This window comes from Candidatus Marivariicella sp. (assembly GCF_983056325.1).
The window spans coordinates 70,165-92,306 of the sequence record NZ_CEZOWA010000001.1; the positions used below are offsets into that span (position 1 = coordinate 70,165).

Here is a 22,142-nt window from a genome sequence, read left to right on the forward strand (position 1 = left end):
AATGAATAGAATTAATTATAAAATAATTATCTATTTAATGGGAGTTTTACTTCTTTTTAATGGAGGATTTATGTTTTTATCTGCTTTGGTAAGTTTGATTTTTAAAGATGGAGTTACCCTACAAATTTTTTCAGCTGGATCTAGTGTTTTTATTTTTGGATTAATAATAATGTTCATTACTAAAAATCATGAAAAACACATCCAAAAAAGAGAGGGCTATATAATAGTTACTTTAGGTTGGGTCTTGATGATTTTTTCAGGAATGTTGCCTTATTTATTAACGGAAACAATTCCTGAAATTTCCTTTGCCTTTTTTGAAACAACTTCTGGTTACACTACCACAGGTTCTACAATTCTTAATGACATTGAAGACCTACCTAAGAGTATAATTTTTTGGAGGAGTACCACTCATTGGATAGGAGGTATGGGAATAATTGTTTTGACAATAGCTATATTGCCTCTATTGGGTGTAGGAGGTATGCAACTCTTTAGTGCTGAAGCTCCAGGCCCTACTGGAGATAAACTGCATCCAAGAATAACAGATACAGCTAAAAGACTATGGTATATATATGTAGGACTTACCTTAACTGAAACATTATTATTGAATATAGCTGGAATGAGCTTTTTTGATGCTATTAATAACTCCATGAGTACAATTGCAACTGGAGGCTTTTCTACTAAAAATGCTAGTATAGCATATTGGAACTATAATCCATTGATTCAATATATAATAATATTTTTTATGTTTATTTCTGGTACAAATTTTGTTTTAAGTTATTTTGCTTTTACTGGAAAAATTCAAAAAATATTAAAGAATGAAGAATTTAAAACGTATTTTACTTTTACTTTAATTTCAGTTATTATTGTAGCTTTTGTTGTGTTTAACAATGTAGACTTGTCAAAATCAAATTTTGAACATCCTCAAGTTTTTGGTAAATTGGAAAGTACTATTAGACATTCTCTTTTTCAAGTTGTTGCCGTTATAACTACAACAGGATTTGTTTCTGGAGATTTTGCTGGCTGGACTCCCTTTTTAACAATGTTTTTCTTTGGACTTATGTTTGTTGGTGGATCAGCAGGTTCAACTTCTGGAGGGATAAAAATCGTTAGACATTTATTAATGATTAAAAGTGGATTTTTAGAATTTAAAAAATCTCTACATCCAAGTGCAATTGTGAGATCTCGCTTTAATGGATCAATAGTAGATCAAAATATTATATACAATATCTCAGGTTTTTTTATTCTATATACGCTAACTTTTGCATTAGGTGCTTTGGTTTTTAGTGCACTGGGGTTAAATTATGAATCTGCTTTTGGAGTGTCAGCCGCTAGTCTGGGTAACGTAGGTCCAGCAATTGGAGATTTTGGACCATCTTCTAACTATGCTCTCCTACCTGATATTGGTAAATGGTGGGCTTCATTTTTAATGTTGTTAGGAAGATTAGAATTATTTACCGTATTAATTTTGTTTACGCCATTCTTCTGGAGAAGTCGTTAATAGTTGTATTTATCTTTCCAAAGACTTTTTAAATAACTACGTAGTGTTGACTCTTTTGGGTTTTTCCCAGGAATATAAAAGCTTGTATTTTGTATTTCTTTTGGTAAGTATTCCTGATATATAAAATTATTAGAGTGGTCGTGATTATAACTATAGTCCTTACCATATTTTAAATCTTTTAAAAGGGCTGTGGGAGCATTTCTTAAATGAAGAGGGACAGGAAGATCCCCTGTTTTTTTAACAACCTCTTGAGCTTTATTAATTGCTTTATAGCTACTATTGCTTTTTACTGAGCTAGCAAGATATATAACACACTGACTAATTATTATTCTTGCCTCTGGAAGACCTATAATATTAATTGAATCAAAAGTTGATTTAGCAATTAATAATGCATTAGGATTCGCATTTCCGATATCTTCAGATGCAAGAATAAGCAATCTTCTTCCAATAAATTTTATATCTTCTCCAGATTCAATCATTCTAGCCAACCAATATATTGCTGCATTTGGATCACTACCTCTTATGGATTTTATAAATGCAGATATTATGTCGTAATGTAGGTCTCCTCCCTTGTCAAACATTAACATATTTGATTTAACAACATCCATTACTTTTTCATTTGTAAGATCAATATTGTCAGAATTAGTGCCCACTACACTTATAACTAATTCTAAAACTGACAATAGCTTTCTTGCATCTCCTCCGGAAAGCCGAATAATAGCATCATCTTCAGAAATTATAATATTTTTTTTTGATAGAAATATGTCTTGTGATAATGTTCTTTTAATAATTTCGCGAAGAGCCTTCACAGGTAGGGGTTCCAATATAAAAACCTGACACCTAGATAATAAAGCATTTATAACCTCAAAGCTTGGATTTTCGGTAGTTGCTCCTATTAAAGTTATAATTCCTTTTTCTACAGCACCCAGAAGCGCATCCTGTTGTGATTTACTAAACCTATGTATTTCATCAATGAAAAGTATTGGATTTTTTTTTGTGAACAAACCTCCTCTGTTTTTGGATTTTTCAATGATATCTCTAATATCCTTGACCCCTGCATTGATTGCAGAAATTTGATAAAAAGGTCTTTCTTGAATCTTTGATAGTAACTCTGCTAAAGTTGTTTTTCCAGTACCCGGTGGACCCCACAGGATCATTGATGGAATTAGTCCACTTTCTATTATATTTTTTAAAGTTCCTTTCGGACCGAGTAATTTATCTTGACCTACATAATCCTTTAAGGATTTCGGACGCATTCTCTCAGCTAAAGGAGTATTATTCATTTGAAACCAATTGTTGTCTTTTTTTTTCATAAAGAACAATTCCACAAGCAACCGATACATTTAATGAATCTATTCCTCTATCCATAGGTAACTTAACAGCAGTATCGCAAATTTTTAAAAGACTACTCTGAATCCCTTTGTCTTCTGAACCCATTATTATAGCAGACGCCTTTTTAAACGTTAAATCAAATAAGTTTTCTTTTGACTTTTCGCTTATTCCAATTACTTGTACTTCATATGATTTTAAAAGATAAACTGCATCTTTCAGATGATTCACTCTTGATATTGGAACTTTAAATGCTCCACCCGCAGATGTTTTTATACTAGTATCGTTTATTGGAGCACTTCCAGTTTGAGGAATAATTAACCCATTTACACTAGTTGCAGCACATGATCTTAAAATAGCACCAACATTTCTTGAATCTGTAATTCCATCAAGTAATATGAAAGTTGGGAATTTATTTTTTGTAAATGCACTATCAATTAGCTTTTCAATTTCAATAAATTCAATCTTTGAAATTCTAGCAATTGCACCTTGATGATTTTTATTCTTAAATCGTTCTAGCCTTTCTTTTGGAACATACGAATGAGATATATTATTTTGTCTTATCGATTGCTCTAGTCTTTGAAACAAAGACCCTTTATTGCCTTTCAATAACCATACTTTTTCAATATTAGTACCTGATGCTATCGCCTCAATTATAGAATGAATACCATATATTTCAATTTTTTCTTCCATCTATCAAAATTACTCTATTAAATTTTTATAAAAAAAAAGGGAGATCATTTGATCTCCCTTTTTTTAAATAGTATTTGATTTGTCAATTATGGACAAACACTTAATACTTTTACTCCAGGTAAAGGATTAGTCTCTCCAATTGCAGTTTGGTTTCCACCACCATTATTAAATATAATATCGTAGGTAACCTCACTATCCCATGCACCGCTTACGTATGCAAATGACATTGTTGAAGCACTTGCAGGAACTGTAATTGTTTGTGTACCTGTCGCACCATCAGGAAGACCTACGGTTTGTGAAACACCATCAATTGTTACAGTTATAGAAGCACCATTCCAACCATCACCCCATGAGTCAATCATGTTAATGGTATAATCACCAGCTACAGCACCAGTTGGAATACACTTAATCGTCATATTATATACATAAGGTGACTTAAAGTAGGATCCTGTTAGTGAACTTGCAGCATCTTTTGCAGTATAGGTACGACCATCCGTTAGGTTTAATGCTAAACGAATGTTCACAGCATCTCCACCAGTATATTGGCTAGATGTTAAACCTAAAGCAGCAATAGACTCAGCAAGTGTAACAGTTAACTGATATCTAGGAAGTCCATTTGGACCAACAGCAAAATCTGTAGGTGTTAATGTTCTAAGTAAAATTTCACCTGCACCATTAAGTGCAACATAAACTTGAACGTCTTGCATTAAAGCACCATTCTCTTCATCATGCTCTTCGATTTCAACTGTGAATACAGATGTTGAAGGTGCAAAGAAGTTATAGTCCCCTGTTGGATTCCATCCTCTCAATACCGCTCCTGTTACATAGTTGTCAAGTACATCGTTAATTGAATTATCAGGTTCTTGACAAGAAACTGTTATTAACAATAAACTAAATAGAGTTATTATTTTTTTCATTTGTGTTTTTATTTAAGGTTAGGGCTTTGAGTGTTCCAAAATACTTTTCCAGTCAAATCACTTTTTTGAGTAGCATTTGAATTTCTAGCAGTATAGCTATTTGGATACCACATTGATACTGGAAATGCACCTGGCTGAGGCTCAATGTTTGGTTGAACATCAGTTGGTAATCCAGTACGTCTGTATGCATTGTATGCATCTGTACCATTACCCCATAATGCTATCCAAAATTGTTTAGCCCACATGTTTCCTTTTTCTGCAGTACTTGCACCAGTCCAAGCTGTAGCAAATGCTGTAGTATAAGTATCAATTGCAGTCTGAGTCATAGCAGGTGAACCTGCAAATCCAGAAACTTTTGCCATTGAATCAGCTATTCCAGCCAATACCGCAGTAGTTCCAGCAGCAGTTCCAACACCAGCAATTTCAGCATCCATAAAATGCATCCATGAAGACATCATAATTGGAGTTATACCAGCACCACCAGCGCCAGCTCCGTTTTTCTGCGATTCATACGAACGATCGTCATATTTTCCTCCAGCAGGGTAGCTACCATGAAGTGTTCTCTGGAATCCATCTGGTGGGATACCGTTATCATTTCCATGATCACGTCCCCAATAACCTCCACCTGGCGAACAGAATACTACTCCTGCTGGGTAAGGGTTAAAGTAACCTTCAAGTCCACACTCTAAAACTTCTTCATCTGAAGCGAATCCATCAAATCCAGGAACACCTTCAACTTGACGATAGAAGTAATAGTTAATTCTAGGGTCTGTATTTCCTAAAATACCAGTTTTCATAGTTTCCATGTACCAGTTAGACATATACGATCCTCCACCGGTAGGTGTATAACTACTTCTGTAGTATGGATGACGTGTGTCAGGCTGTGCAGGACTAGTTCCCCATTGGAAAGCAAAGTCATCTGCACCATCTTTTATATAATTTGTAATAGCATTATATGCAGATGTATTCCCTGTATTTAAGTACGCCTTTTTCTTCAAACTATTTGCAGCTTTAATCCATTTAGATCCGTCTCCTCCGTAAAAGAAGTCGTTTTCAGGAGCTCCTCCACCAGTAGTAAAGTGAGCAATTGCAGCATCTAATTTAGTAATTGCATGAGCATATACATCAGCACCAGCAGATGCAGTTGGATTCAATATACCTTCGGCTGCGCTTAATGCATCAACTTGGGGTACATCTCCAAAATAATCTACTAGAGTTAAATATAAGTAAGCTTCAACTACTTCTCCCATACCTAATGCATAGGGACGATCGGCTGCTAAAAGGTTCATAAGTCTTATATCTTCAAGCATACCTTGATATGCGCCTGCCCAACGACCATCGAACGAGTTAGGTGAGTATACGTTAGCATAGGTTCTTCCGCCCATATATTCTATACGAGAAAAATCGGCACCAACACCACCGAATGAGTGAGCCCATCCAGCAAAATCTTCTTGAATACCATTCAAGAAAAAGTCAGCACTTGCCTGGCTAGGATCTAATGCATTTGGGTTCACAGTAAGATCTAAATCTGCAGTCTCACATGAACTTAACACAAGCATAGCACCAAGGCAAATTGCGTAAAATTTATTCATTGATTTCATGATTATATTGTTTTTCATTATTTAAAAAGTAAGTTTCAAACTAGCTCCAACTCTCTTAGCGCTAGGACCATTCAAATAGTCAAATCCACGTCCGTTACCTACACCTGTTCCCGCGATATTCGGGTCAAAGTTCACACCTTCTGGAGTGTTATAAGCATTATACCAAAGGTTGTAACCTGAAGCAGTAAAGCTTATTCCTCCAAATGGAGTTAAATCTATAATTGATTGAGGCATGTCATAAGTAAGTGAAATTTCACCTAAACGCCATACACTTCCATCATAAACTTGAAGTTCATCTGGACCATACAATACATTACTAAAGTAGAATGTTGAGTTGTTGATCTGTTTTGTATTTACTTCTCCTGCAGAATTTACACCAGGTAAAATAAATGAAAGTTCACGATCTAACGTATCAGTTGTTAAACCACGACCAAGCATTGTTGCTACAGTCATTGAGTAAATATCTCCACCATTTACATGGTTAATTAAAAAGTTAAAAGAGAAATTACCTACTGAAATACTATTACTTATATTAAGTAAGAAGTTAGGATTGGCATCACCAATAATGTTAGTTCCAAAAGTAGTATCGTAACTACCTTGGTTATTAACTAGTCTACCTCCTGCATCAGTTCTAGTAATTGCTGATCCAACAATTGAACCTAAAGATTCACCAACTTTCGCAACATTTCCTAGATTACTAAATCCAGAATAAACAATTTCCTCTGTATCAAGACCAAGGTCTAATACTATAGATTCATTCGCAGAATAGTTAATAAAAGTACTCCAGTTTATAGTTTCACCTCTTATGATGTCAATACCTAAGTCTAATTCAACACCTGTATTTTCTATTTCACCAATATTTGTTTGAGTTGCAGTATAACCTGTAGATGGATCAAGTGGACGTCTTATTATTAAGTCCTCAGTTGACTTACTGTATACAGAAAAATCAACACTTAATCTACTATCAAGGAATCTACCTTCAAGACCAAATTCGATCTCACTAATAGTTTCTGGTTTTAAATTAGGGTTACCTAATAGTGATCCAGAAGTATTTGTAATTACTTGTCCACCAGCATCAGTCAAGAAATCTTGAGTGTCAAGATTTAAAGTTGCAGCAATTGGATATCCAGTTGGGAAGTTAGCAGATGTACCGTAACTAGCACGAATTTTTAACAAGTTTACCAAATCACTTTTAAGAAATGGTAAAGCTGAAGTTGGAAGGAATGAAACACTTGCAGATGGATATACGATTGAACGATTATCTATTGAAAGGTTGGATACTTCATCCTTACGAGCTGATACTGTTAAGTATGCAAAACGGTTGTAATCAAATGAAGCTTGTCCATACAAACCTTTAATATTACGAGCTTCGTAATATTGTAATTCATCTTGTTGTTCATAATTAAAGTGACGAAGCACTCCGTAAACTTGTTGACCAATTGATCTAGTTCCGTTTTGATCAAAAACATCCCCACGAGTCGTATAACCAACCGTGAAGTCCATTCCAAGAGGACCTAATTTATAACTACCTGCTATAGATAGATTGTGGTCACTTATACTTTTTCTGTTATTCCAAGTTTCGTATACACCATTTTGGTTAATTAAACTACCTGTCTTACCACCTTTATTAGCATAGTTTACATTATTCTCAGAGTAAACATCAAGACCGTATCGGTAAGATGCACTCAAGTTATCACTTAGGTTGTAAGAAATGTTAGCACCACCAAATACACGATCTACTAACTGAGTGTTAGCTGCATTTTTAGTAGTCCACTTTGGATTTTGTATACCGTTATTATTACGGTAATATAAAGATCCTTGTGTAACAGGATTAGTGTCAGGAAGACCAACTAAGTCTACAGAACGTGGAGTATAAAATACATTTGCAAAAACAGAAGCACCTTCACCACCTACGTTAGATCCATATCCAGCAGCAACTGGAGGAGACTTAAAGTTTGTGTTTGTGTAGTTTAATGTTCCATTTATTGTAAATCCATTACTTAAAGCAGCACGACCACCAAAACTCAATGTATTTCTTCTTAAAGAATTTTCAGGAGTAAATCCTTGGTCTTCAAGATTACCATAGTTAATGTTATAAGATACTGATCCATCATCACTTGCTCCACGCATGTTCATGTTGGTAGATGCTGTGTGACCAGTACGAAAAAAGCCACCAACACTGTCGTACGGTTGCCATTTGTATTCAGATGTTTGATTTAAACCAATAAGTTCAAGTATATCATATGTTCCAGTAGCTGAACTCTGAGTTACATACGGGTGTTTTAAATAACCTTTGGTAACATTTTGTCCAGCATTAGGACCAATCAACGCAGAATCCCATGTTCCGGATCCATTAATAGAGGATTGACCACCCCAACCTGCAGGACCACCTTCATCGAAGCTAGGACCCCAGTTAGAGAAGAACCATCCAAAGGATTGGTCAAAACCGTTACCATATTGCATTTGGTAATCTGGTTTAGATGCTAATTCAACATTGAAATAAGATGTGTTAACAGTTATTTCAGTTTTCTTAATTCCTGAACCAGCACTTCCTGATTTAGTAGTAATTAAGATTACACCGTTACGACCTTGAGTTCCATATAAGTTAGATGCAGCAAGACCTTTTAAAACGTTAACACTCTCAATGTTATTCGGATCGATATCTAAGAAACGTGAAGATCCACTGTTTCCATCGACAAAACTACCTTGAGCATTTGTGTCACTTGAGAAAGGAACACCATCTACTATAAATAGAGGTTGATTACCCTGGCTAAACGTATTGAATCCACGAATAACGATACTTGTTCCAGATCCAGAAACACCAGATGCATTGGTGATTTGAACACCAGATGCTTTACCAGCCAGTACACGTCCAATATCTCCTTCAGCACGCTGCTCTAGTTGATCTGACTCAACTTCCGATACCGCATACCCTAAGGCTTGCTTCTCACGCTTAATACCAAGAGAAGTTACAATAACCTCTTCTAATTCATTGCCTTGAGCTAACGATACATTAATTTGATCGTCAGATCCTACAGTTATTGCTGAAGTTTCATATCCAACAAAACTAAATTCAAGAACATTGCCCTCAGCTATTTCAATGGAATAATTACCATCAAAATCGGTTGAAACACCGTTGCTAGTACCTTGCTCAAGAACTGTAGCTCCTGGGAGCGGCATACCTTGGTCATCTGAGACCACACCGGTAACAGTTTTTTGTGCAAACGCAACTTGCGTCACAAGCAAAGAAACCATTATCAGTTTAAATAAGCTTTTCATACTTTAAAGTTTGATTAATTAATAATTTGTTTGTAAAAAAATTTGTGGCTATAAATATAGGTCAAATGTTAAGAAAAACCAAAAATTTATGTTTTCAACTAGTTTTCAGTTAGTTAATATGTGAAATGGATGTGTTTCGATTCAATTCCTACCATATATTGACTTTGATTGATTTACAAGGAATTCATGAAGTTAAATACCTTAATTAAACCTTCTGAAGATTTAATTTTAATATTATTTTCCTTTATGAAATTTTTAACTTTAGATCCATTTTCCTCAGAGATTTTACGAAGATTGGATTTACTTACTCTCAATGGAATGGGTGTATTTTCATTTGAACTGAAGTAATATGAAACATCGTCTACAAATCTAGGAGGAAAAGACCTGTCTAGGGATGTTCTTGCTTCGACTGCTTTCATGAAAACTTTTTTACGTTTAAGAAATAACGAATATTTTTCATTATCGACCAAGACAACTAAATAACCAATTACAGGATAATTACTTTCTTTTAGTCGATGAGGTAAAAGTTTGTATTCTTCGTTATCAATTATTGCATTTACTTTTGCACTTTTTAAAAGGACTTCTTCTGCATCTTTTTGATTGACGTTGTTTCCCATTTCAATTTCATCATTCGCAGCATTATATCTAAGGAAAGCTTTGTCTTTAAGTATTTCATCAAAATATATTACTGTTGATAGCTGAAATTTTTCATTAAAATAGTAGGATCCTTTTACTCCTGTGGGCGGTGCAGCTTTTCTGGCTCTACGATTTTTTAAATCTCTCATTGCATCCATCATTCTGGAATCTGTTCTATCAAATACACCTGCAGGTCCCATTGATGGGTTAGGTGTAGCTTGAGAAGATAAATAGTTGCTAGACAAAATCAAAAATAATGATGCAATAAAATGTTTTACCATGATAGGATTTTTAAGAATGTAAATTTAAAAAATTAAATTGAAAGATCTTCTTACAAATATTGTTAAATCAACAATATAACTTTTTCGTTTTTTTAATATAAAATAAAAATTATTGAAAACACTGGTTGTAATTAACCACTAAATATCATTTTTTTTTAAAAAACACCGTTTATGGATTTGAAAGACAAAAAAAAAATTCTACATTTGCACGCCCAAAAAGGGGATTTCAATAATAAAAATTGATATACATTTATGCCAACTATTGCACAATTAGTAAGAAAAGGAAGAGTGACAAATACAAAGAAGAGTAAATCCGCTTCTTTGGAATCATGTCCACAACGCCGGGGGGTATGTACAAGAGTATATACTACCACTCCAAAAAAACCGAACTCAGCCATGAGAAAAGTTGCTCGTGTTCGATTAACAAACGGGAAAGAGGTAAATGCCTATATCCCTGGAGAAGGTCATAATCTTCAAGAACACTCTATTGTTTTAGTTCGAGGTGGAAGGGTAAAAGATTTGCCAGGAGTTCGCTATCATATAGTCCGCGGAGCCCTCGATACGGCGGGAGTTGAAGGCCGCCTTCAAAGGAGATCAAAATATGGGGCTAAACGACCAAAAAAATAAAAATTTCTTGAACTATTTACAATGAGAAAAAGAGAAGCAAAAAAACGTCCATTATTGCCAGATCCAAAGTTTAAGGATCAACTGGTTACAAGGTTTGTTAACAACCTCATGTGGGATGGAAAAAAGTCCACAGCGTATACCATTTTTTATGATGCGATTAATATAATTGACGAGAGAAAGCAAGAGGATGTTGAAAAAACTGCCGTTGAAATATGGAAAGATGCACTGTCAAACGTCATGCCTCATGTAGAAGTAAGAAGTAGAAGAGTGGGTGGAGCAACATTCCAAATTCCAATGCAGATACGTGCAGACAGAAAGGTCTCTTTAGCCATGAAATGGTTAATTACTGCAGCTCGTAAGCGCAATGAAAAATCAATGGCACTTAGACTAGCTAATGAATGTATTGCCGCTGAAAAAGAAGAAGGATCCGCTGTTAAAAAAAGAGTAGATACTCACAAAATGGCTGAAGCTAATAAGGCATTCTCACATTTTAGATTCTAATTTATTTAAATATTATTTAAAATGTCAAGAGATTTAAAATATACAAGAAATATAGGAATAGCTGCTCATATCGATGCAGGTAAAACCACAACCACAGAACGAATACTTTTTTACACAGGGGTAAGTCACAAAATTGGTGAGGTTCATGATGGTGCTGCTACGATGGATTGGATGGAACAGGAGCAAGAGCGGGGTATAACTATTACTTCAGCCGCAACTACATGTACATGGTCTTTTCCTTCCGAGCAAGGTCAACCCGAGTCCGATGCCAATGATTATCATTTTAATATAATCGATACTCCTGGTCACGTTGATTTCACAGTTGAAGTTAACAGATCACTGAGGGTTCTTGATGGTCTTGTTTTTCTTTTTTCAGCTGTAGATGGAGTTGAACCCCAATCTGAAACTAATTGGCGTTTAGCAGACAACTATAAAGTTCCTCGTATAGGATTTGTTAATAAAATGGACCGTCAAGGTTCCAATTTTTTAGGAGTTTGTAAGCAGGTTAAAGATATGCTTAAGTCAAATGCTGTCCCTATTGTATTAAATATAGGAGATGAAGATGATTTTAAAGGTATTGTAGATTTAGTTAAAAATAGGGCGATAGTATGGCACGATGACAATTATGGATCAACCTTTGATGTTGTTGATATTCCAGCTGACTTAAAAGAAGAGTCCGAAATGCTACGCAACCAATTAATTGAAGCGGTCGCTGAATACGATGAAGTTTTACTTGAGAAATTTTTTGATGATCCTGAAAGTATTACTGAGGATGAAGTTCATAATGCCCTAAGAGCAGCTACACAGGATATTAGTATTATCCCAATGATTTGTGGTTCCTCTTTTAAAAATAAAGGAGTTCAATTCCTGCTAGATGCTGTTTGTCGTTACTTACCATCTCCTGAAGATAAAGAAGCTATAATCGGTACAGATCCAAATACAGAATTAGAAATTTCAAGAAAGCCGAGTGTAAAAGAGCCTTTCGCCGCTCTTGCATTCAAAATTGCAACTGACCCATACGTTGGTCGTTTAGCATTTTTTCGAGCTTATTCAGGTAGACTTGATGCGGGTTCTTACGTTTTAAACAATAGATCTGGTAACAAGGAAAGGATATCACGTATTTACCAAATGCACTCAAATAAACAGAATGCTATCGACTTTATTGAAGCTGGAGATATCGGAGCTGCAGTTGGGTTTAAAGATATTAAAACTGGTGATACGCTTACTGTAGAAAAACATCCTATCGTATTAGAAAGTATGGATTTTCCTGATCCAGTAATTGGAATTGCTGTTGAGCCAAAAACGAAAGCAGATGTTGATAAATTAGGTATGTCTTTAGCTAAGTTAGCTGAAGAAGATCCTACCTTCCAAGTTAAATCTGATGAGGCTTCTGGTCAAACAATTATATCTGGGATGGGAGAACTTCATCTTGATATTATAGTTGATAGACTTAGAAGAGAGTTTAAAGTTGAAGTTAATCAAGGTAAGCCTCAAGTTGAGTATAAAGAAGCTTTGACTATTAAGGCACAACACAGAGAAATTTATAAAAAACAATCTGGAGGTAGAGGTAAATTTGCTGATATTGTTTTTGAGATTGAGCCTGCTGAAGATGGTAAGTCAGGACTTGAATTTGTTAACCTCATAAAAGGAGGTAACGTGCCTAAAGAGTATATCCCTTCTGTTGAAAAAGGATTTAAAATGTCAATGAACAACGGTCCTTTAGCTGGCTTTGAAGTTGATTCAATGAAAGTAACTTTGAAAGATGGATCTTTTCATGCCGTTGATTCAGATTCACTTTCTTTTGAACTAGCAGCTAAGTTAGGTTTTAAAAATTCTGCTAAAGCTGCTAAAGCTGTTATAATGGAGCCAATTATGAAGTTAGAAGTTCTTACTCCAGAAATTAATATGGGAGATATTGTTGGGGATTTAAATCGTAGACGTGGTCAAGTCAATGCTATGGACGATAGAGCAGGTGCAAAAGTTGTGAAAGCTGAGGTTCCCTTATCTGAAATGTTTGGTTACGTCACATCACTAAGGACTCTTTCATCAGGAAGAGCTACATCAACTATGGAATTTTCTCATTATGCAGAAACACCATCAAATATATCTGAAGCTGTAATTGCTGAAGTAAAAGGTAAAAATGTTTAATTAAACGATCGATGAGTCAAAAAATTAGAATAAAATTAAAATCCTACGATCACAATTTAGTAGATAAATCTGCTGATAAAATCGTAAAGACAGTAAAAACAACTGGTGCTGTAGTTACTGGGCCTATCCCACTCCCTACAAATAAAAAAATATTCACTGTATTGCGATCGCCACACGTAAACAAAACATCTCGTGAGCAATTTAAACTTTGCTACTACAAGCGTTTATTAGATATTTACAGCTCATCTTCCAAAACAATTGATGCGTTAATGAAATTGGAATTGCCTAGCGGTGTTGAAGTAGAAATTAAAGTATAATTAAATAACAAAAGTAATCATGTCTGGATTAATCGGAAAAAAAATAGGAATGACATCTTTATACGATGTAAATGGAAAGAATATTCCATGTACAGTTATAGAAGCTGGTCCTTGTGTGGTTACCCAAGTCAGAACTAAAGATATTGATGGGTATGAAGCTCTTCAGTTAGGTTTCGATGACAAGTCTGAAAAGAACAGTTCAAATGCAGCTATTGGGCATTTTAAGAAAGCTAATACTCCTGTCAAGCGAAAACTTATTGAATTTCAAAATTTTAGTGAAGATTTTAAATTGGGTGACCAAATAAATGTGAATCATTTTGTCGAGGGAGAATTTGTGGATGTTTCTGGAACGTCTAAAGGAAAAGGTTTTCAAGGAGTAGTTAAAAGACATGGATTTGCTGGAGTAGGACAAGCTACTCACGGTCAGCATAACCGTCTTCGTGCACCGGGTTCTATTGGTGCGGCTTCATACCCAGCTAGAGTATTTAAAGGTATGCGAATGGCTGGTCAAACAGGTAATGAATCTGTTAAAGTTCAAAATCTTCGTGTTGTTAAAGTTGTTTCAGAAAAAAATATTCTTGTTGTAAAAGGATGTGTTCCAGGTCACAAAAACTCATACGTAATAATAAGTAAATGATGGAAATAGCTATTCTAAATATAAAAGGAAAAGAGACTGGAAGAAAAGTAAAGCTTGATCCTTCAGTTTTCGGATTAGAACCAAATAATCATGCTATTTACTTAGATGTTAAACAACATTTAGCAAACAAGCGACAAGGGACGCATAAGTCAAAAGAGCGTGCTGAAATTGTTGGTTCAACTAGAAAAATTAAGAAACAAAAAGGAACAGGAACTGCGAGAGCTGGTAGTATTAAAAATCCATTATTTAGGGGGGGAGGGAGAGTTTTTGGTCCTTCGCCAAGGGATTATAGCCAAAAGGTAAATAAGAAAGTTAAGCGTTTAGCTAGAAAATCTGCGCTCAGTATCATGGCTAAAGAAAAAGCAATTATTGTTTTAGAAGACTTCGAGTTTTCTGAGCCAAAAACTTCTTCTTATCTAAACGTTTTAAAAGCACTAAACCTGGATGATAAAAAATCCTTACTGGTACTAGGAGAGCAAAATAAAAATGTATATTTGTCATCGCGCAATTTAAAAAACTCTGAAGTCGTAACCAACTCAGAATTAAATACTTACAAGATATCTAATTCGTCAAACTTGGTTTTATCTGAAAGTGCTATTGTCGAATTAGAATTAATTTTGAATAAAGTTTAGGTATATGAACATTATAATTAAACCAATTATCACTGAAAAAGCAACATCTGATAGCGAACTAAATAATCGTTATACTTTTCTTGTTGACCCAAAAGCTAATAAAGTTGTGATAAAAAAAGAAATTGAAAAATCATATGGTGTTAGTGTTAAGAAAGTTCGAACTATGAACTATGGCCCCGAACGAAAAACAAAACATACTAAGACCGGTATTCAACAAGCCAAAACTAATGCATTAAAAAAAGCTATTGTTCATTTAGCAGACGGTGATGTAATTGATTTTTATAGTAATTTATAATAACACATAGATGTCAGTTAGAAAATTAAAACCAGTAACGCCCGCCCAAAGATTTAGAGTAGTAAATGGCTTTGATGCAATTACTACTGATAAACCTGAAAAAACTTTATTGGAACCAAAAAAGCGAAGTGGGGGTAGAAACAACAAAGGTAAAATGACTATTCGTCATCGTGGAGGTGGTCACAAAAAACGTTATAGAATTATTGATTTCAAAAGAAATAAATTTGATATCAGTGCCACTGTTCAATCCATTGAGTATGATCCAAATAGAAGTTCTTTCATTGCTCTTGTAGAATATAAAGACGGTGAAAAAAGGTATATAATTGCACAAAATGGATTAAAAGTGGGACAAACAGTCTCCTCAGGTGATAAATCATCTCCAGATATAGGAAACGCTTTACCACTTTCAAAAATTCCACTTGGAACAATAATTTCATGTATTGAACTTCAACCTGAGAAGGGAGCTGTTATTGCAAGAAGCGCTGGTTCCTTTGCGCAGTTAATGGCTAGAGATGGTAAGTTTGCTACTATTAAAATGCCTTCCGGTGAAACTAGACTTATTCAAATAATATGTTTTGCAACAATTGGAGCAGTGTCTAATTCTGATCATCAATTGTTGGTTTCAGGTAAAGCTGGGCGTTCAAGATGGTTAGGTCGTCGCCCTAGAACTAGACCAGTCGCAATGAATCCTGTTGATCACCCAATGGGAGGTGGAGAAGGACGTGCTTCGGGTGGCCACCCTCGTTCAAGAAATGGAATACCTGCAAAAGGATTTCGTACACGTACTAAAACAAAAGCAAGTAATAAGTTCATCATTGAGCGAAGAAAAAAATAAGATATGGCACGTTCACTTAAAAAAGGTCCTTTTGTTCATCACAGCTTAAATGCTAAGATTGGCAAAAACATTGAAGATAATAAGAAAACTGTTATCAAAACATGGTCTAGAGCATCCTTAATTACCCCTGATTTTGTTGGTCAGACAATAGGTGTTCACAATGGAAAAACCCACATTCCTGTATATATTACAGAGAATATGGTAGGTCATAAATTAGGAGAATTTTCACCAACACGTTCGTTTAGAGGACATGCAGGTGCTAAAAATAAAGGAAAAAGATAGTATATGGGAAATAGAAAAAAGCAGAGCGCTGAACTCATACAAGAAAGTAAGAAAAATCTTGCATTTGCAAAATTAAACAATTGTCCAACCTCTCCACGAAAAATGAGGTTAGTGGCGGATCAGGTAAGAGGGGAAAAAATAGATAAGGCTTTATCTATTTTGAAATTTAGCCCTAAAGAAGCATCTCGAAGATTAGAAAAACTTTTACTTTCTGCAATATCAAATTGGCAAGCTAAGAATGAAGAAGGTGATGTTGAAAATGCTGAGCTTTTTGTCAAAGAAATTAAGGTTGATAGTGGAAGTATGCTAAAACGTCTTCGTCCTGCTCCTCAAGGTCGTGCTCATCGAATCAGAAAAAGATCAAATCATGTAACACTCGTTTTGGGTGCAAATAATATTGAAGACTAAATTATGGGACAAAAAACAAATCCTATTGGAAATCGATTAGGAATTATAAGAGGTTGGGACTCGAATTGGTATGGTGGTAGGGATTATGGAGATAAACTAGCCGAGGATGATAAAATCCGAAAATATATTTTTGTTCGATTAGTTAAGGCTAGTGTTTCAAACGTTATTATTGAAAGAACTCTAAAATTAATTACAATTACTATAACAACTGCTCGTCCAGGAATTATCATTGGCAAAGCAGGGTCCGAAGTTGATAAGTTAAAGGAAGAGCTTAAGAAAATTACTGATAAAGATGTGCAAATCAACATCCATGAAATCAAAAGACCAGAACTTGATGCAAAGCTTGTTGCTTCAAGTATTGCTCGTCAAATAGAAAATCGTATTTCATACCGTCGTGCAATTAAAATGTCCATAGCCTCCTCCATAAGGATGAATGCTGAAGGAATTAAAGTTCAAATTTCTGGACGTTTAAATGGTGCAGAAATGGCAAGAAGTGAGTCATACAAAGAAGGTCGTATCCCACTATCAACTTTTAGAGCAGATATTGATTATGCTTTAGTTGAAGCACATACTACATATGGTCGTTTGGGAGTCAAAGTATGGATTATGAAGGGAGAAGTTTACGGCAAAAGAGAATTATCCCCTCTTGTTGGAATGCAAAAAAAGTCAGGATTAAACTCAAAAAATAACAATAAATCTGGGGGTCGTCAACAGCGCCGCGGAAGAAAATAATTTGAATTGTAGGGAATATGTTACAACCTAAAAGAACAAAATTTCGGAAGGCACAAAAGGGAAGGATGAAAGGTCTTTCTCAAAGAGGTAATCAATTGTCAAACGGTATGTTTGGTATTAAATCTAATGATTCTCATTTTATAACATCAAGGCAAATTGAAGCAGCTAGGATTGCTGCTACCCGCCATATGAAACGTGAAGGTCAATTGTGGATTAAAATATTTCCAGATAAGCCAATAACAAAGAAACCATTAGAAGTTAGGATGGGAAAAGGTAAAGGAGCTCCAGAATATTTTGTAGCTGTTGTAAAACCAGGTCGAATAATGTTTGAGGTAGCAGGTGTTTCCTTAGATATTGCAAAAGAAGCCCTCAGGCTTGCAGCCCAAAAGCTTCCAGTTCGTACTAAATTTATTATCGCTCGGGACTATCAAACCATAAATGAATAACGATGAAACAATCAGAAGTAGAAAAATTTTCGGCAGATGATATTAACGATAAGTTAGAGGAGTTTAAAAAAAAATTAAATGAACTCAAAATGACTCATTCAATTTCGCCACTTGAAAATCCAATTCAGATTCGAGATGTACGAAGAACAATATCACGTTTATTAACAGCTAAAAGTGCAAAAAAATAAACCTATAAGTAACAATTATTATGGAAAGTAGAAACCTAAGAAAAGAACGAATTGGTACTGTTACCAGTAATAAAATGGAGAAATCTATTGTTGTTGCTGAAGTAAAAAGAACTAAACATCCAATGTATGGTAAATATGTTTTAAAGACTAAAAAGTATACTGCACATGATGAAACAAATGATTGTAATATCGGTGATACGGTCAAAATAATGGAAACTCGCCCCTTGAGTAAGTCAAAAAACTGGAGGTTGGTTGAGATAATAGAAAGAGCAAAATAAAATGTTACAACAAGAATCAAGATTAAAGGTTGCTGACAATACGGGAGCAAAAGAAGTACTAACTATTAGAGTTTTGGGAGGTACTAAAAGACGCTACGCTTCTGTTGGTGATAAAATTGTTATTACTGTAAAAGATGCTACACCGTCAGGAACAGTAAAAAAAGGACAAGTTTCTACTGCTGTTGTAGTTAGAACTACAAAAGAAATTAGACGTGCAGATGGATCATATATTCGTTTCGATGATAATGCATGTGTGCTTTTAAATGAAACTGGTGAAATGAGAGGAACTCGAGTTTTTGGTCCTGTAGCGAGAGAATTAAGAGATAAACAGTTTATGAAAATTGTTTCATTAGCACCGGAGGTGTTATAAATTTATATAATGAAAAAATTTAAAATAAGAAAAGGAGATAACGTAAAAGTAATTGCTGGTGCTCAAAAAGGTAGCGATGGAAAAGTTGTTAAAATTATTTCTGAGTCCAACAGAGTTATTGTTGAGGGAGTTAATCTAGTGAAAAAACATACTAAGCCTAGCGCTCAAAGTCCTCAAGGTGGTATAGTTGAGAAAGAATCTCCAATTCATATCTCAAATCTCTCAATACTTAACACTGATGGTAATATAACTAGAATTGGCTATCGAACCGAAGACGGTAAAAAGGTTCGCTATTCAAAAAAATCAAATGAAGTTTTATAATTATGGACTATCAACCTAGACTTAAAAAAGAATATAACGAGAAAATAATTAACTCCTTGAAAGAAGAGTATAGTTATTCAAATATAATGCAAGTCCCGAGGCTTGACAAAATTGTTATAAGTAAAGGAGTAGGTGCAGCTGTATCGGATAAAAAGCTAATTGACTATGCTGTTGATGAGCTAACACAAATTTCTGGACAAAAAGCTGTTCCAACCTTATCTAAAAAAGATGTAGCCTCCTTTAAGTTAAGAAAAGGTATGCCCATAGGGACTAAGGTGACACTTCGTGGAGAAAGAATGTATGAGTTTTTAGATAGACTCGTAACCGTCGCTTTACCTCGAGTTAGAGATTTTCAAGGTGTAAAGTCTACTGGTTTTGATGGTCGAGGAAATTATAATCTTGGGGTTACAGAACAAATTATTTTTCCTGAAATTAATATTGATAAAGTGAATAAAATAGGTGGAATGGATATTACATTTGTCACCAATGCAAATACAGACAAAGAAGCAAAATCATTGTTAAATGAGTTAGGTCTTCCTTTTAAAAAGAATTAATATGGCAAAAGAATCAATGAAAGCTCGCGAAGTTAAAAGAGCTAAAATAGTCGCAAAATATTCCGCTAAGCGCAAAGCTCTAAAGGACGCGGGAGATTATGAAGGACTTCAAAAACTTCCAAAAAACGCCTCCCCTGTTCGTCTTCACAATCGATGTAAGCTTACTGGACGTCCAAAAGGTTACATTCGACAGTTTGGACTTTCACGTGTCACTTTCAGAGAAATGGCTAATCAAGGTTTAATTCCCGGTGTAACTAAAGCTAGCTGGTAAAAAAAAAAGATATGAATACAGATCCAATTGCAGATTATTTAACTCGAATTCGTAACGCAAACAGTGCTGGGCACCGAGTAGTAGATATACCATCATCCAACACAAAACAGGAAATGACTAAAATCCTATTTGATCAAGGTTTTATTCTGAGTTATAAGTTTGAGGAAACAAAAAATAATCAAGGAAATATAAAGATCGCACTAAAATACGATTTAAACACTAAAGATCCTGTGATCAAACAGTTGCAAAGAATTAGCACTCCAGGACTTCGTAAATACTCCGGTAGTGACAGCCTTCCAAGAGTTTTGAATGGATTAGGGATTTCAATTATTTCTACCTCGAGCGGCTTAATGACTGGAAAACAAGCAGAAAAACAAAATGTAGGAGGCGAAGTGCTTTGCTATGTATATTAATAATAGGAAATTGAAAAGAAATGTCTAGAATAGGTAATAATCCAATAGTAGTACCCGAAGGAGTTATTGTTGACATCCAAGATGCACTAATAACCGTAAAAGGTAAACTTGGTGAGTTGTCTCAGATTTATTCTGATGTAAACTTTATATATAATGATGGAGTTATAAATGTTATAAATCCACTTAAAACAAAAGATTCTAATGCAAAACACGGTCTTTATCGAGCTTTAGTCAATAATATGATTGAAGGAGTATCTAAGGGATTCATAAAAGAATTAGAATTGGTTGGTGTTGGTTACAGAGCATCAAATCAGGGGCAGCTTCTTGATTTAGCTCTTGGTTATTCGCACAACATTGTATTAAATATTGCTTCCGAAGTTAAAGTTGAAACAATTTCAGAAAAAGGGAAAAACCCATTAATTAAACTCACTTCATATGACAAACAATTAATTGGTTTTGTAGCTGCTAAAATTAGATCATTTAGAAAACCTGAACCTTATAAAGGAAAAGGTATTCGATTTGTGGGAGAAGAAATTAGAAGAAAAGCAGGTAAATCAGCATAATTTTATAATATGGCACTAACAAAGACACAACGTAGAGATAGAATCCGAAAAAGAATTAGAAAAACTATATCAGGTAGTTCAACACAACCCAGATTAGCTATTTTTAGAAGTAATAAAGAAATCTATGCTCAACTGATTGATGATAAAAATGGTATGACTCTTGCAACTGCTTCTTCAAGAGAAAAAGATGTTGCCGGTTCATCAAGAATTGAAAATTCAGCAATGGTTGGTAAATTGATTGCGGAACGTTCAATAGCAGTGGGTATTAATGCTGTCAAGTTTGATCGCGGAGGTTACTTATATCACGGAAGGGTAAAATCTCTTGCTGATGGAGCTCGTGAAGCAGGTCTTAAATTTTAATTGATTAAATATATGTATCAAAATTATAGTAATATCGAATATGTTAAACCTGCAGGCTTAGATCTAAAAGATCGTCTAGTTGGTGTTCAACGTGTAACAAAGGTAACTAAAGGTGGAAGGGCGTTTGGGTTTTCTGCTATTGTTGTAGTAGGTGACGAAAATGGTGTATTAGGACAAGGTTTAGGTAAGTCTAAAGAAGTAGCTGAAGCAATATCAAAAGCTATTGAAGATGCCAAGAAAAACCTAGTTAGAATTCCGATTCAAAAAGGCACTTTACCTCATGAACAAAAAGGTAAATATGGTGGGGCTAGAGTTTTTTTAAAACCGGCGTCTGAAGGTACTGGAGTAATTGCAGGAGGTGCTGTAAGAGCGGTTTTAGAAGCAGTTGGTGTTCATAACGTTCTTTCAAAATCCCAAGGATCTTCTAATCCACACAATGTTGTAAAGGCAACTTTTGATGCTTTACTTCAACTAAGAAGCCCCGAAACGATTGCTCACCAAAGAGGAGTATCTATCGATAAAGTATTTAATGGTTAATTTATTTAAATGGAAAAAATAAAAGTTAAACAAGTAAAAAGTAGTATTAAAAGAATTAAATCTCAAAAAAGAACTCTAGAAGCTCTTGGTTTAAGAGGTATTGGTAAAGAGGTTATTCACAATGCTACTCCGAGTATTTTAGGAATGGTTAAAAAAATAGAACATTTGGTTTCAGTTGTTGAAGCTTAAAAAT

Annotated in this window: 30 protein-coding genes; 24 read left to right on the top strand and 6 right to left on the bottom strand. The window is 34.7% G+C overall.

Annotation, left to right across the window (positions count from 1 at the left end):
* Window position 1 precedes the first annotated feature (1 nt).
* Window positions 2-1,498 carry a TrkH family potassium uptake protein gene (locus AC3ATN_RS00345; protein ID WP_487531197.1) on the top strand — a complete coding sequence of 499 codons (1,497 nt, stop codon included), beginning with the start codon at window positions 2-4 and terminating at the stop codon, window positions 1,496-1,498.
* On the opposite strand, the gene AC3ATN_RS00350 is transcribed toward AC3ATN_RS00345, so the two are convergent.
* The 6 genes from AC3ATN_RS00350 to AC3ATN_RS00375 form a co-directional block, all read right to left on the bottom strand.
* Window positions 1,495-2,811, bottom strand: a complete 1,317-nt coding sequence (locus tag AC3ATN_RS00350; protein WP_487531198.1) for a replication-associated recombination protein A — start codon at window positions 2,809-2,811, stop codon at window positions 1,495-1,497. The genes AC3ATN_RS00345 and AC3ATN_RS00350 overlap by 4 nt on opposite strands.
* Complete coding sequence (gene rlmB / locus AC3ATN_RS00355; RefSeq protein WP_487531199.1) at window positions 2,774-3,520, bottom strand: 23S rRNA (guanosine(2251)-2'-O)-methyltransferase RlmB; 747 nt, start codon at window positions 3,518-3,520, stop codon at window positions 2,774-2,776. The genes AC3ATN_RS00350 and rlmB overlap by 38 nt, the downstream gene beginning before the upstream one ends.
* Before the next feature lie 86 nt (window positions 3,521-3,606).
* Entirely contained in the window at window positions 3,607-4,437 is an 831-nt protein-coding gene (locus AC3ATN_RS00360; RefSeq protein WP_487531200.1) for a hypothetical protein, read from the bottom strand.
* A gap of 8 nt (window positions 4,438-4,445) precedes the next feature.
* Window positions 4,446-6,056 carry a SusD/RagB family nutrient-binding outer membrane lipoprotein gene (locus AC3ATN_RS00365; protein WP_487531201.1) on the bottom strand — a complete coding sequence of 537 codons (1,611 nt, stop codon included), beginning with the start codon at window positions 6,054-6,056 and terminating at the stop codon, window positions 4,446-4,448.
* Between the two features lie 3 nt (window positions 6,057-6,059).
* A complete protein-coding gene (locus AC3ATN_RS00370; RefSeq protein ID WP_487531202.1) occupies window positions 6,060-9,317 on the bottom strand; it encodes a SusC/RagA family TonB-linked outer membrane protein in 3,258 nt (1,085 codons plus the stop codon).
* A 173-nt stretch (window positions 9,318-9,490) separates the two neighbouring features.
* A complete protein-coding gene (locus AC3ATN_RS00375) occupies window positions 9,491-10,234 on the bottom strand; it encodes a hypothetical protein (RefSeq protein ID WP_487531203.1) in 744 nt (247 codons plus the stop codon).
* A gap of 252 nt (window positions 10,235-10,486) precedes the next feature.
* Between AC3ATN_RS00375 and rpsL the strand changes: the two genes are divergently transcribed.
* From rpsL to rpmD, 23 genes are read left to right on the top strand one after another with little or no spacing between them, the layout of a single operon-like run.
* Window positions 10,487-10,861 (top strand): 30S ribosomal protein S12, encoded by a 375-nt coding sequence (gene rpsL, locus AC3ATN_RS00380; protein ID WP_487531205.1) that lies wholly within the window; start codon window positions 10,487-10,489, stop codon window positions 10,859-10,861.
* A gap of 21 nt (window positions 10,862-10,882) precedes the next feature.
* Window positions 10,883-11,362, top strand: coding sequence for a 30S ribosomal protein S7 (gene rpsG / locus AC3ATN_RS00385; protein WP_487531206.1), 480 nt, complete (start codon window positions 10,883-10,885; stop codon window positions 11,360-11,362).
* A 21-nt stretch (window positions 11,363-11,383) separates the two neighbouring features.
* Entirely contained in the window at window positions 11,384-13,510 is a 2,127-nt protein-coding gene (gene fusA, locus AC3ATN_RS00390; RefSeq protein ID WP_487531207.1) for an elongation factor G, read from the top strand.
* Window positions 13,511-13,521: 11 nt separating this feature from the next.
* Window positions 13,522-13,827, top strand: coding sequence for a 30S ribosomal protein S10 (gene rpsJ, locus AC3ATN_RS00395; protein ID WP_487531208.1), 306 nt, complete (start codon window positions 13,522-13,524; stop codon window positions 13,825-13,827).
* Window positions 13,828-13,846: 19 nt separating this feature from the next.
* Complete coding sequence (gene rplC, locus AC3ATN_RS00400; protein WP_487531210.1) at window positions 13,847-14,464, top strand: 50S ribosomal protein L3; 618 nt, start codon at window positions 13,847-13,849, stop codon at window positions 14,462-14,464.
* Complete coding sequence (gene rplD / locus AC3ATN_RS00405; RefSeq protein ID WP_487531277.1) at window positions 14,464-15,096, top strand: 50S ribosomal protein L4; 633 nt, start codon at window positions 14,464-14,466, stop codon at window positions 15,094-15,096. Before rplC ends, rplD begins: the two co-directional genes overlap by 1 nt.
* Before the next feature lie 4 nt (window positions 15,097-15,100).
* The gene (rplW, locus tag AC3ATN_RS00410) at window positions 15,101-15,391 is read left to right on the top strand and encodes a 50S ribosomal protein L23 (protein WP_487531211.1); all 291 of its coding nucleotides are present in this window, start codon (window positions 15,101-15,103) and stop codon (window positions 15,389-15,391) included.
* 10 nt (window positions 15,392-15,401) lie between these two features.
* Complete coding sequence (gene rplB, locus AC3ATN_RS00415) at window positions 15,402-16,226, top strand: 50S ribosomal protein L2 (RefSeq protein WP_487531212.1); 825 nt, start codon at window positions 15,402-15,404, stop codon at window positions 16,224-16,226.
* 3 nt (window positions 16,227-16,229) lie between these two features.
* The gene (rpsS, locus tag AC3ATN_RS00420) at window positions 16,230-16,508 is read left to right on the top strand and encodes a 30S ribosomal protein S19 (RefSeq protein ID WP_487531213.1); all 279 of its coding nucleotides are present in this window, start codon (window positions 16,230-16,232) and stop codon (window positions 16,506-16,508) included.
* Between the two features lie 3 nt (window positions 16,509-16,511).
* Window positions 16,512-16,916, top strand: a complete 405-nt coding sequence (gene rplV, locus AC3ATN_RS00425) for a 50S ribosomal protein L22 (protein WP_487531215.1) — start codon at window positions 16,512-16,514, stop codon at window positions 16,914-16,916.
* 3 nt (window positions 16,917-16,919) lie between these two features.
* Window positions 16,920-17,648, top strand: coding sequence for a 30S ribosomal protein S3 (gene rpsC / locus AC3ATN_RS00430; protein WP_487531216.1), 729 nt, complete (start codon window positions 16,920-16,922; stop codon window positions 17,646-17,648).
* Between the two features lie 17 nt (window positions 17,649-17,665).
* Window positions 17,666-18,094: a 50S ribosomal protein L16 gene (gene rplP / locus AC3ATN_RS00435; RefSeq protein WP_487531218.1), complete on the top strand. Its 429-nt coding sequence runs from the start codon at window positions 17,666-17,668 to the stop codon at window positions 18,092-18,094.
* A gap of 2 nt (window positions 18,095-18,096) precedes the next feature.
* A complete protein-coding gene (gene rpmC / locus AC3ATN_RS00440) occupies window positions 18,097-18,282 on the top strand; it encodes a 50S ribosomal protein L29 (RefSeq protein WP_487531220.1) in 186 nt (61 codons plus the stop codon).
* A gap of 20 nt (window positions 18,283-18,302) precedes the next feature.
* Complete coding sequence (gene rpsQ, locus AC3ATN_RS00445; RefSeq protein WP_487531221.1) at window positions 18,303-18,560, top strand: 30S ribosomal protein S17; 258 nt, start codon at window positions 18,303-18,305, stop codon at window positions 18,558-18,560.
* A 1-nt stretch (window position 18,561) separates the two neighbouring features.
* Window positions 18,562-18,930 carry a 50S ribosomal protein L14 gene (rplN, locus tag AC3ATN_RS00450; RefSeq protein WP_487531222.1) on the top strand — a complete coding sequence of 123 codons (369 nt, stop codon included), beginning with the start codon at window positions 18,562-18,564 and terminating at the stop codon, window positions 18,928-18,930.
* A 9-nt stretch (window positions 18,931-18,939) separates the two neighbouring features.
* A complete protein-coding gene (rplX, locus tag AC3ATN_RS00455; protein WP_487531223.1) occupies window positions 18,940-19,251 on the top strand; it encodes a 50S ribosomal protein L24 in 312 nt (103 codons plus the stop codon).
* Window positions 19,252-19,253: 2 nt separating this feature from the next.
* Window positions 19,254-19,805 (top strand): 50S ribosomal protein L5, encoded by a 552-nt coding sequence (gene rplE / locus AC3ATN_RS00460; protein WP_487531224.1) that lies wholly within the window; start codon window positions 19,254-19,256, stop codon window positions 19,803-19,805.
* A gap of 1 nt (window position 19,806) precedes the next feature.
* On the top strand, window positions 19,807-20,076 hold the full coding sequence (rpsN, locus tag AC3ATN_RS00465; RefSeq protein WP_487531225.1) for a 30S ribosomal protein S14: 270 nt from the start codon (window positions 19,807-19,809) through the stop codon (window positions 20,074-20,076).
* An 11-nt stretch (window positions 20,077-20,087) separates the two neighbouring features.
* Window positions 20,088-20,489, top strand: coding sequence for a 30S ribosomal protein S8 (gene rpsH, locus AC3ATN_RS00470; RefSeq protein WP_487531226.1), 402 nt, complete (start codon window positions 20,088-20,090; stop codon window positions 20,487-20,489).
* A 20-nt stretch (window positions 20,490-20,509) separates the two neighbouring features.
* Entirely contained in the window at window positions 20,510-21,052 is a 543-nt protein-coding gene (gene rplF, locus AC3ATN_RS00475; protein ID WP_487531227.1) for a 50S ribosomal protein L6, read from the top strand.
* A gap of 9 nt (window positions 21,053-21,061) precedes the next feature.
* Window positions 21,062-21,412, top strand: coding sequence for a 50S ribosomal protein L18 (gene rplR, locus AC3ATN_RS00480; protein WP_487531228.1), 351 nt, complete (start codon window positions 21,062-21,064; stop codon window positions 21,410-21,412).
* A 12-nt stretch (window positions 21,413-21,424) separates the two neighbouring features.
* Entirely contained in the window at window positions 21,425-21,949 is a 525-nt protein-coding gene (rpsE, locus tag AC3ATN_RS00485; RefSeq protein ID WP_487531229.1) for a 30S ribosomal protein S5, read from the top strand.
* 9 nt (window positions 21,950-21,958) lie between these two features.
* Complete coding sequence (rpmD, locus tag AC3ATN_RS00490; RefSeq protein WP_487531230.1) at window positions 21,959-22,138, top strand: 50S ribosomal protein L30; 180 nt, start codon at window positions 21,959-21,961, stop codon at window positions 22,136-22,138.
* Window positions 22,139-22,142 lie beyond the last annotated feature (4 nt).

Coding starts and splice junctions, on each gene's coding strand:
- AC3ATN_RS00345 (WP_487531197.1), top strand. CDS start 2: ATGAATAGAATTAATTATAAAATAATTATCTATTTAATGGGAGTTTTA.
- AC3ATN_RS00350 (WP_487531198.1), bottom strand. CDS start 2,811: ATGAAAAAAAAAGACAACAATTGGTTTCAAATGAATAATACTCCTTTA.
- rlmB (WP_487531199.1), bottom strand. CDS start 3,520: ATGGAAGAAAAAATTGAAATATATGGTATTCATTCTATAATTGAGGCG.
- AC3ATN_RS00360 (WP_487531200.1), bottom strand. CDS start 4,437: ATGAAAAAAATAATAACTCTATTTAGTTTATTGTTAATAACAGTTTCT.
- AC3ATN_RS00365 (WP_487531201.1), bottom strand. CDS start 6,056: ATGAAAAACAATATAATCATGAAATCAATGAATAAATTTTACGCAATT.
- AC3ATN_RS00370 (WP_487531202.1), bottom strand. CDS start 9,317: ATGAAAAGCTTATTTAAACTGATAATGGTTTCTTTGCTTGTGACGCAA.
- AC3ATN_RS00375 (WP_487531203.1), bottom strand. CDS start 10,234: ATGGTAAAACATTTTATTGCATCATTATTTTTGATTTTGTCTAGCAAC.
- rpsL (WP_487531205.1), top strand. CDS start 10,487: ATGCCAACTATTGCACAATTAGTAAGAAAAGGAAGAGTGACAAATACA.
- rpsG (WP_487531206.1), top strand. CDS start 10,883: ATGAGAAAAAGAGAAGCAAAAAAACGTCCATTATTGCCAGATCCAAAG.
- fusA (WP_487531207.1), top strand. CDS start 11,384: ATGTCAAGAGATTTAAAATATACAAGAAATATAGGAATAGCTGCTCAT.
- rpsJ (WP_487531208.1), top strand. CDS start 13,522: ATGAGTCAAAAAATTAGAATAAAATTAAAATCCTACGATCACAATTTA.
- rplC (WP_487531210.1), top strand. CDS start 13,847: ATGTCTGGATTAATCGGAAAAAAAATAGGAATGACATCTTTATACGAT.
- rplD (WP_487531277.1), top strand. CDS start 14,464: ATGGAAATAGCTATTCTAAATATAAAAGGAAAAGAGACTGGAAGAAAA.
- rplW (WP_487531211.1), top strand. CDS start 15,101: ATGAACATTATAATTAAACCAATTATCACTGAAAAAGCAACATCTGAT.
- rplB (WP_487531212.1), top strand. CDS start 15,402: ATGTCAGTTAGAAAATTAAAACCAGTAACGCCCGCCCAAAGATTTAGA.
- rpsS (WP_487531213.1), top strand. CDS start 16,230: ATGGCACGTTCACTTAAAAAAGGTCCTTTTGTTCATCACAGCTTAAAT.
- rplV (WP_487531215.1), top strand. CDS start 16,512: ATGGGAAATAGAAAAAAGCAGAGCGCTGAACTCATACAAGAAAGTAAG.
- rpsC (WP_487531216.1), top strand. CDS start 16,920: ATGGGACAAAAAACAAATCCTATTGGAAATCGATTAGGAATTATAAGA.
- rplP (WP_487531218.1), top strand. CDS start 17,666: ATGTTACAACCTAAAAGAACAAAATTTCGGAAGGCACAAAAGGGAAGG.
- rpmC (WP_487531220.1), top strand. CDS start 18,097: ATGAAACAATCAGAAGTAGAAAAATTTTCGGCAGATGATATTAACGAT.
- rpsQ (WP_487531221.1), top strand. CDS start 18,303: ATGGAAAGTAGAAACCTAAGAAAAGAACGAATTGGTACTGTTACCAGT.
- rplN (WP_487531222.1), top strand. CDS start 18,562: ATGTTACAACAAGAATCAAGATTAAAGGTTGCTGACAATACGGGAGCA.
- rplX (WP_487531223.1), top strand. CDS start 18,940: ATGAAAAAATTTAAAATAAGAAAAGGAGATAACGTAAAAGTAATTGCT.
- rplE (WP_487531224.1), top strand. CDS start 19,254: ATGGACTATCAACCTAGACTTAAAAAAGAATATAACGAGAAAATAATT.
- rpsN (WP_487531225.1), top strand. CDS start 19,807: ATGGCAAAAGAATCAATGAAAGCTCGCGAAGTTAAAAGAGCTAAAATA.
- rpsH (WP_487531226.1), top strand. CDS start 20,088: ATGAATACAGATCCAATTGCAGATTATTTAACTCGAATTCGTAACGCA.
- rplF (WP_487531227.1), top strand. CDS start 20,510: ATGTCTAGAATAGGTAATAATCCAATAGTAGTACCCGAAGGAGTTATT.
- rplR (WP_487531228.1), top strand. CDS start 21,062: ATGGCACTAACAAAGACACAACGTAGAGATAGAATCCGAAAAAGAATT.
- rpsE (WP_487531229.1), top strand. CDS start 21,425: ATGTATCAAAATTATAGTAATATCGAATATGTTAAACCTGCAGGCTTA.
- rpmD (WP_487531230.1), top strand. CDS start 21,959: ATGGAAAAAATAAAAGTTAAACAAGTAAAAAGTAGTATTAAAAGAATT.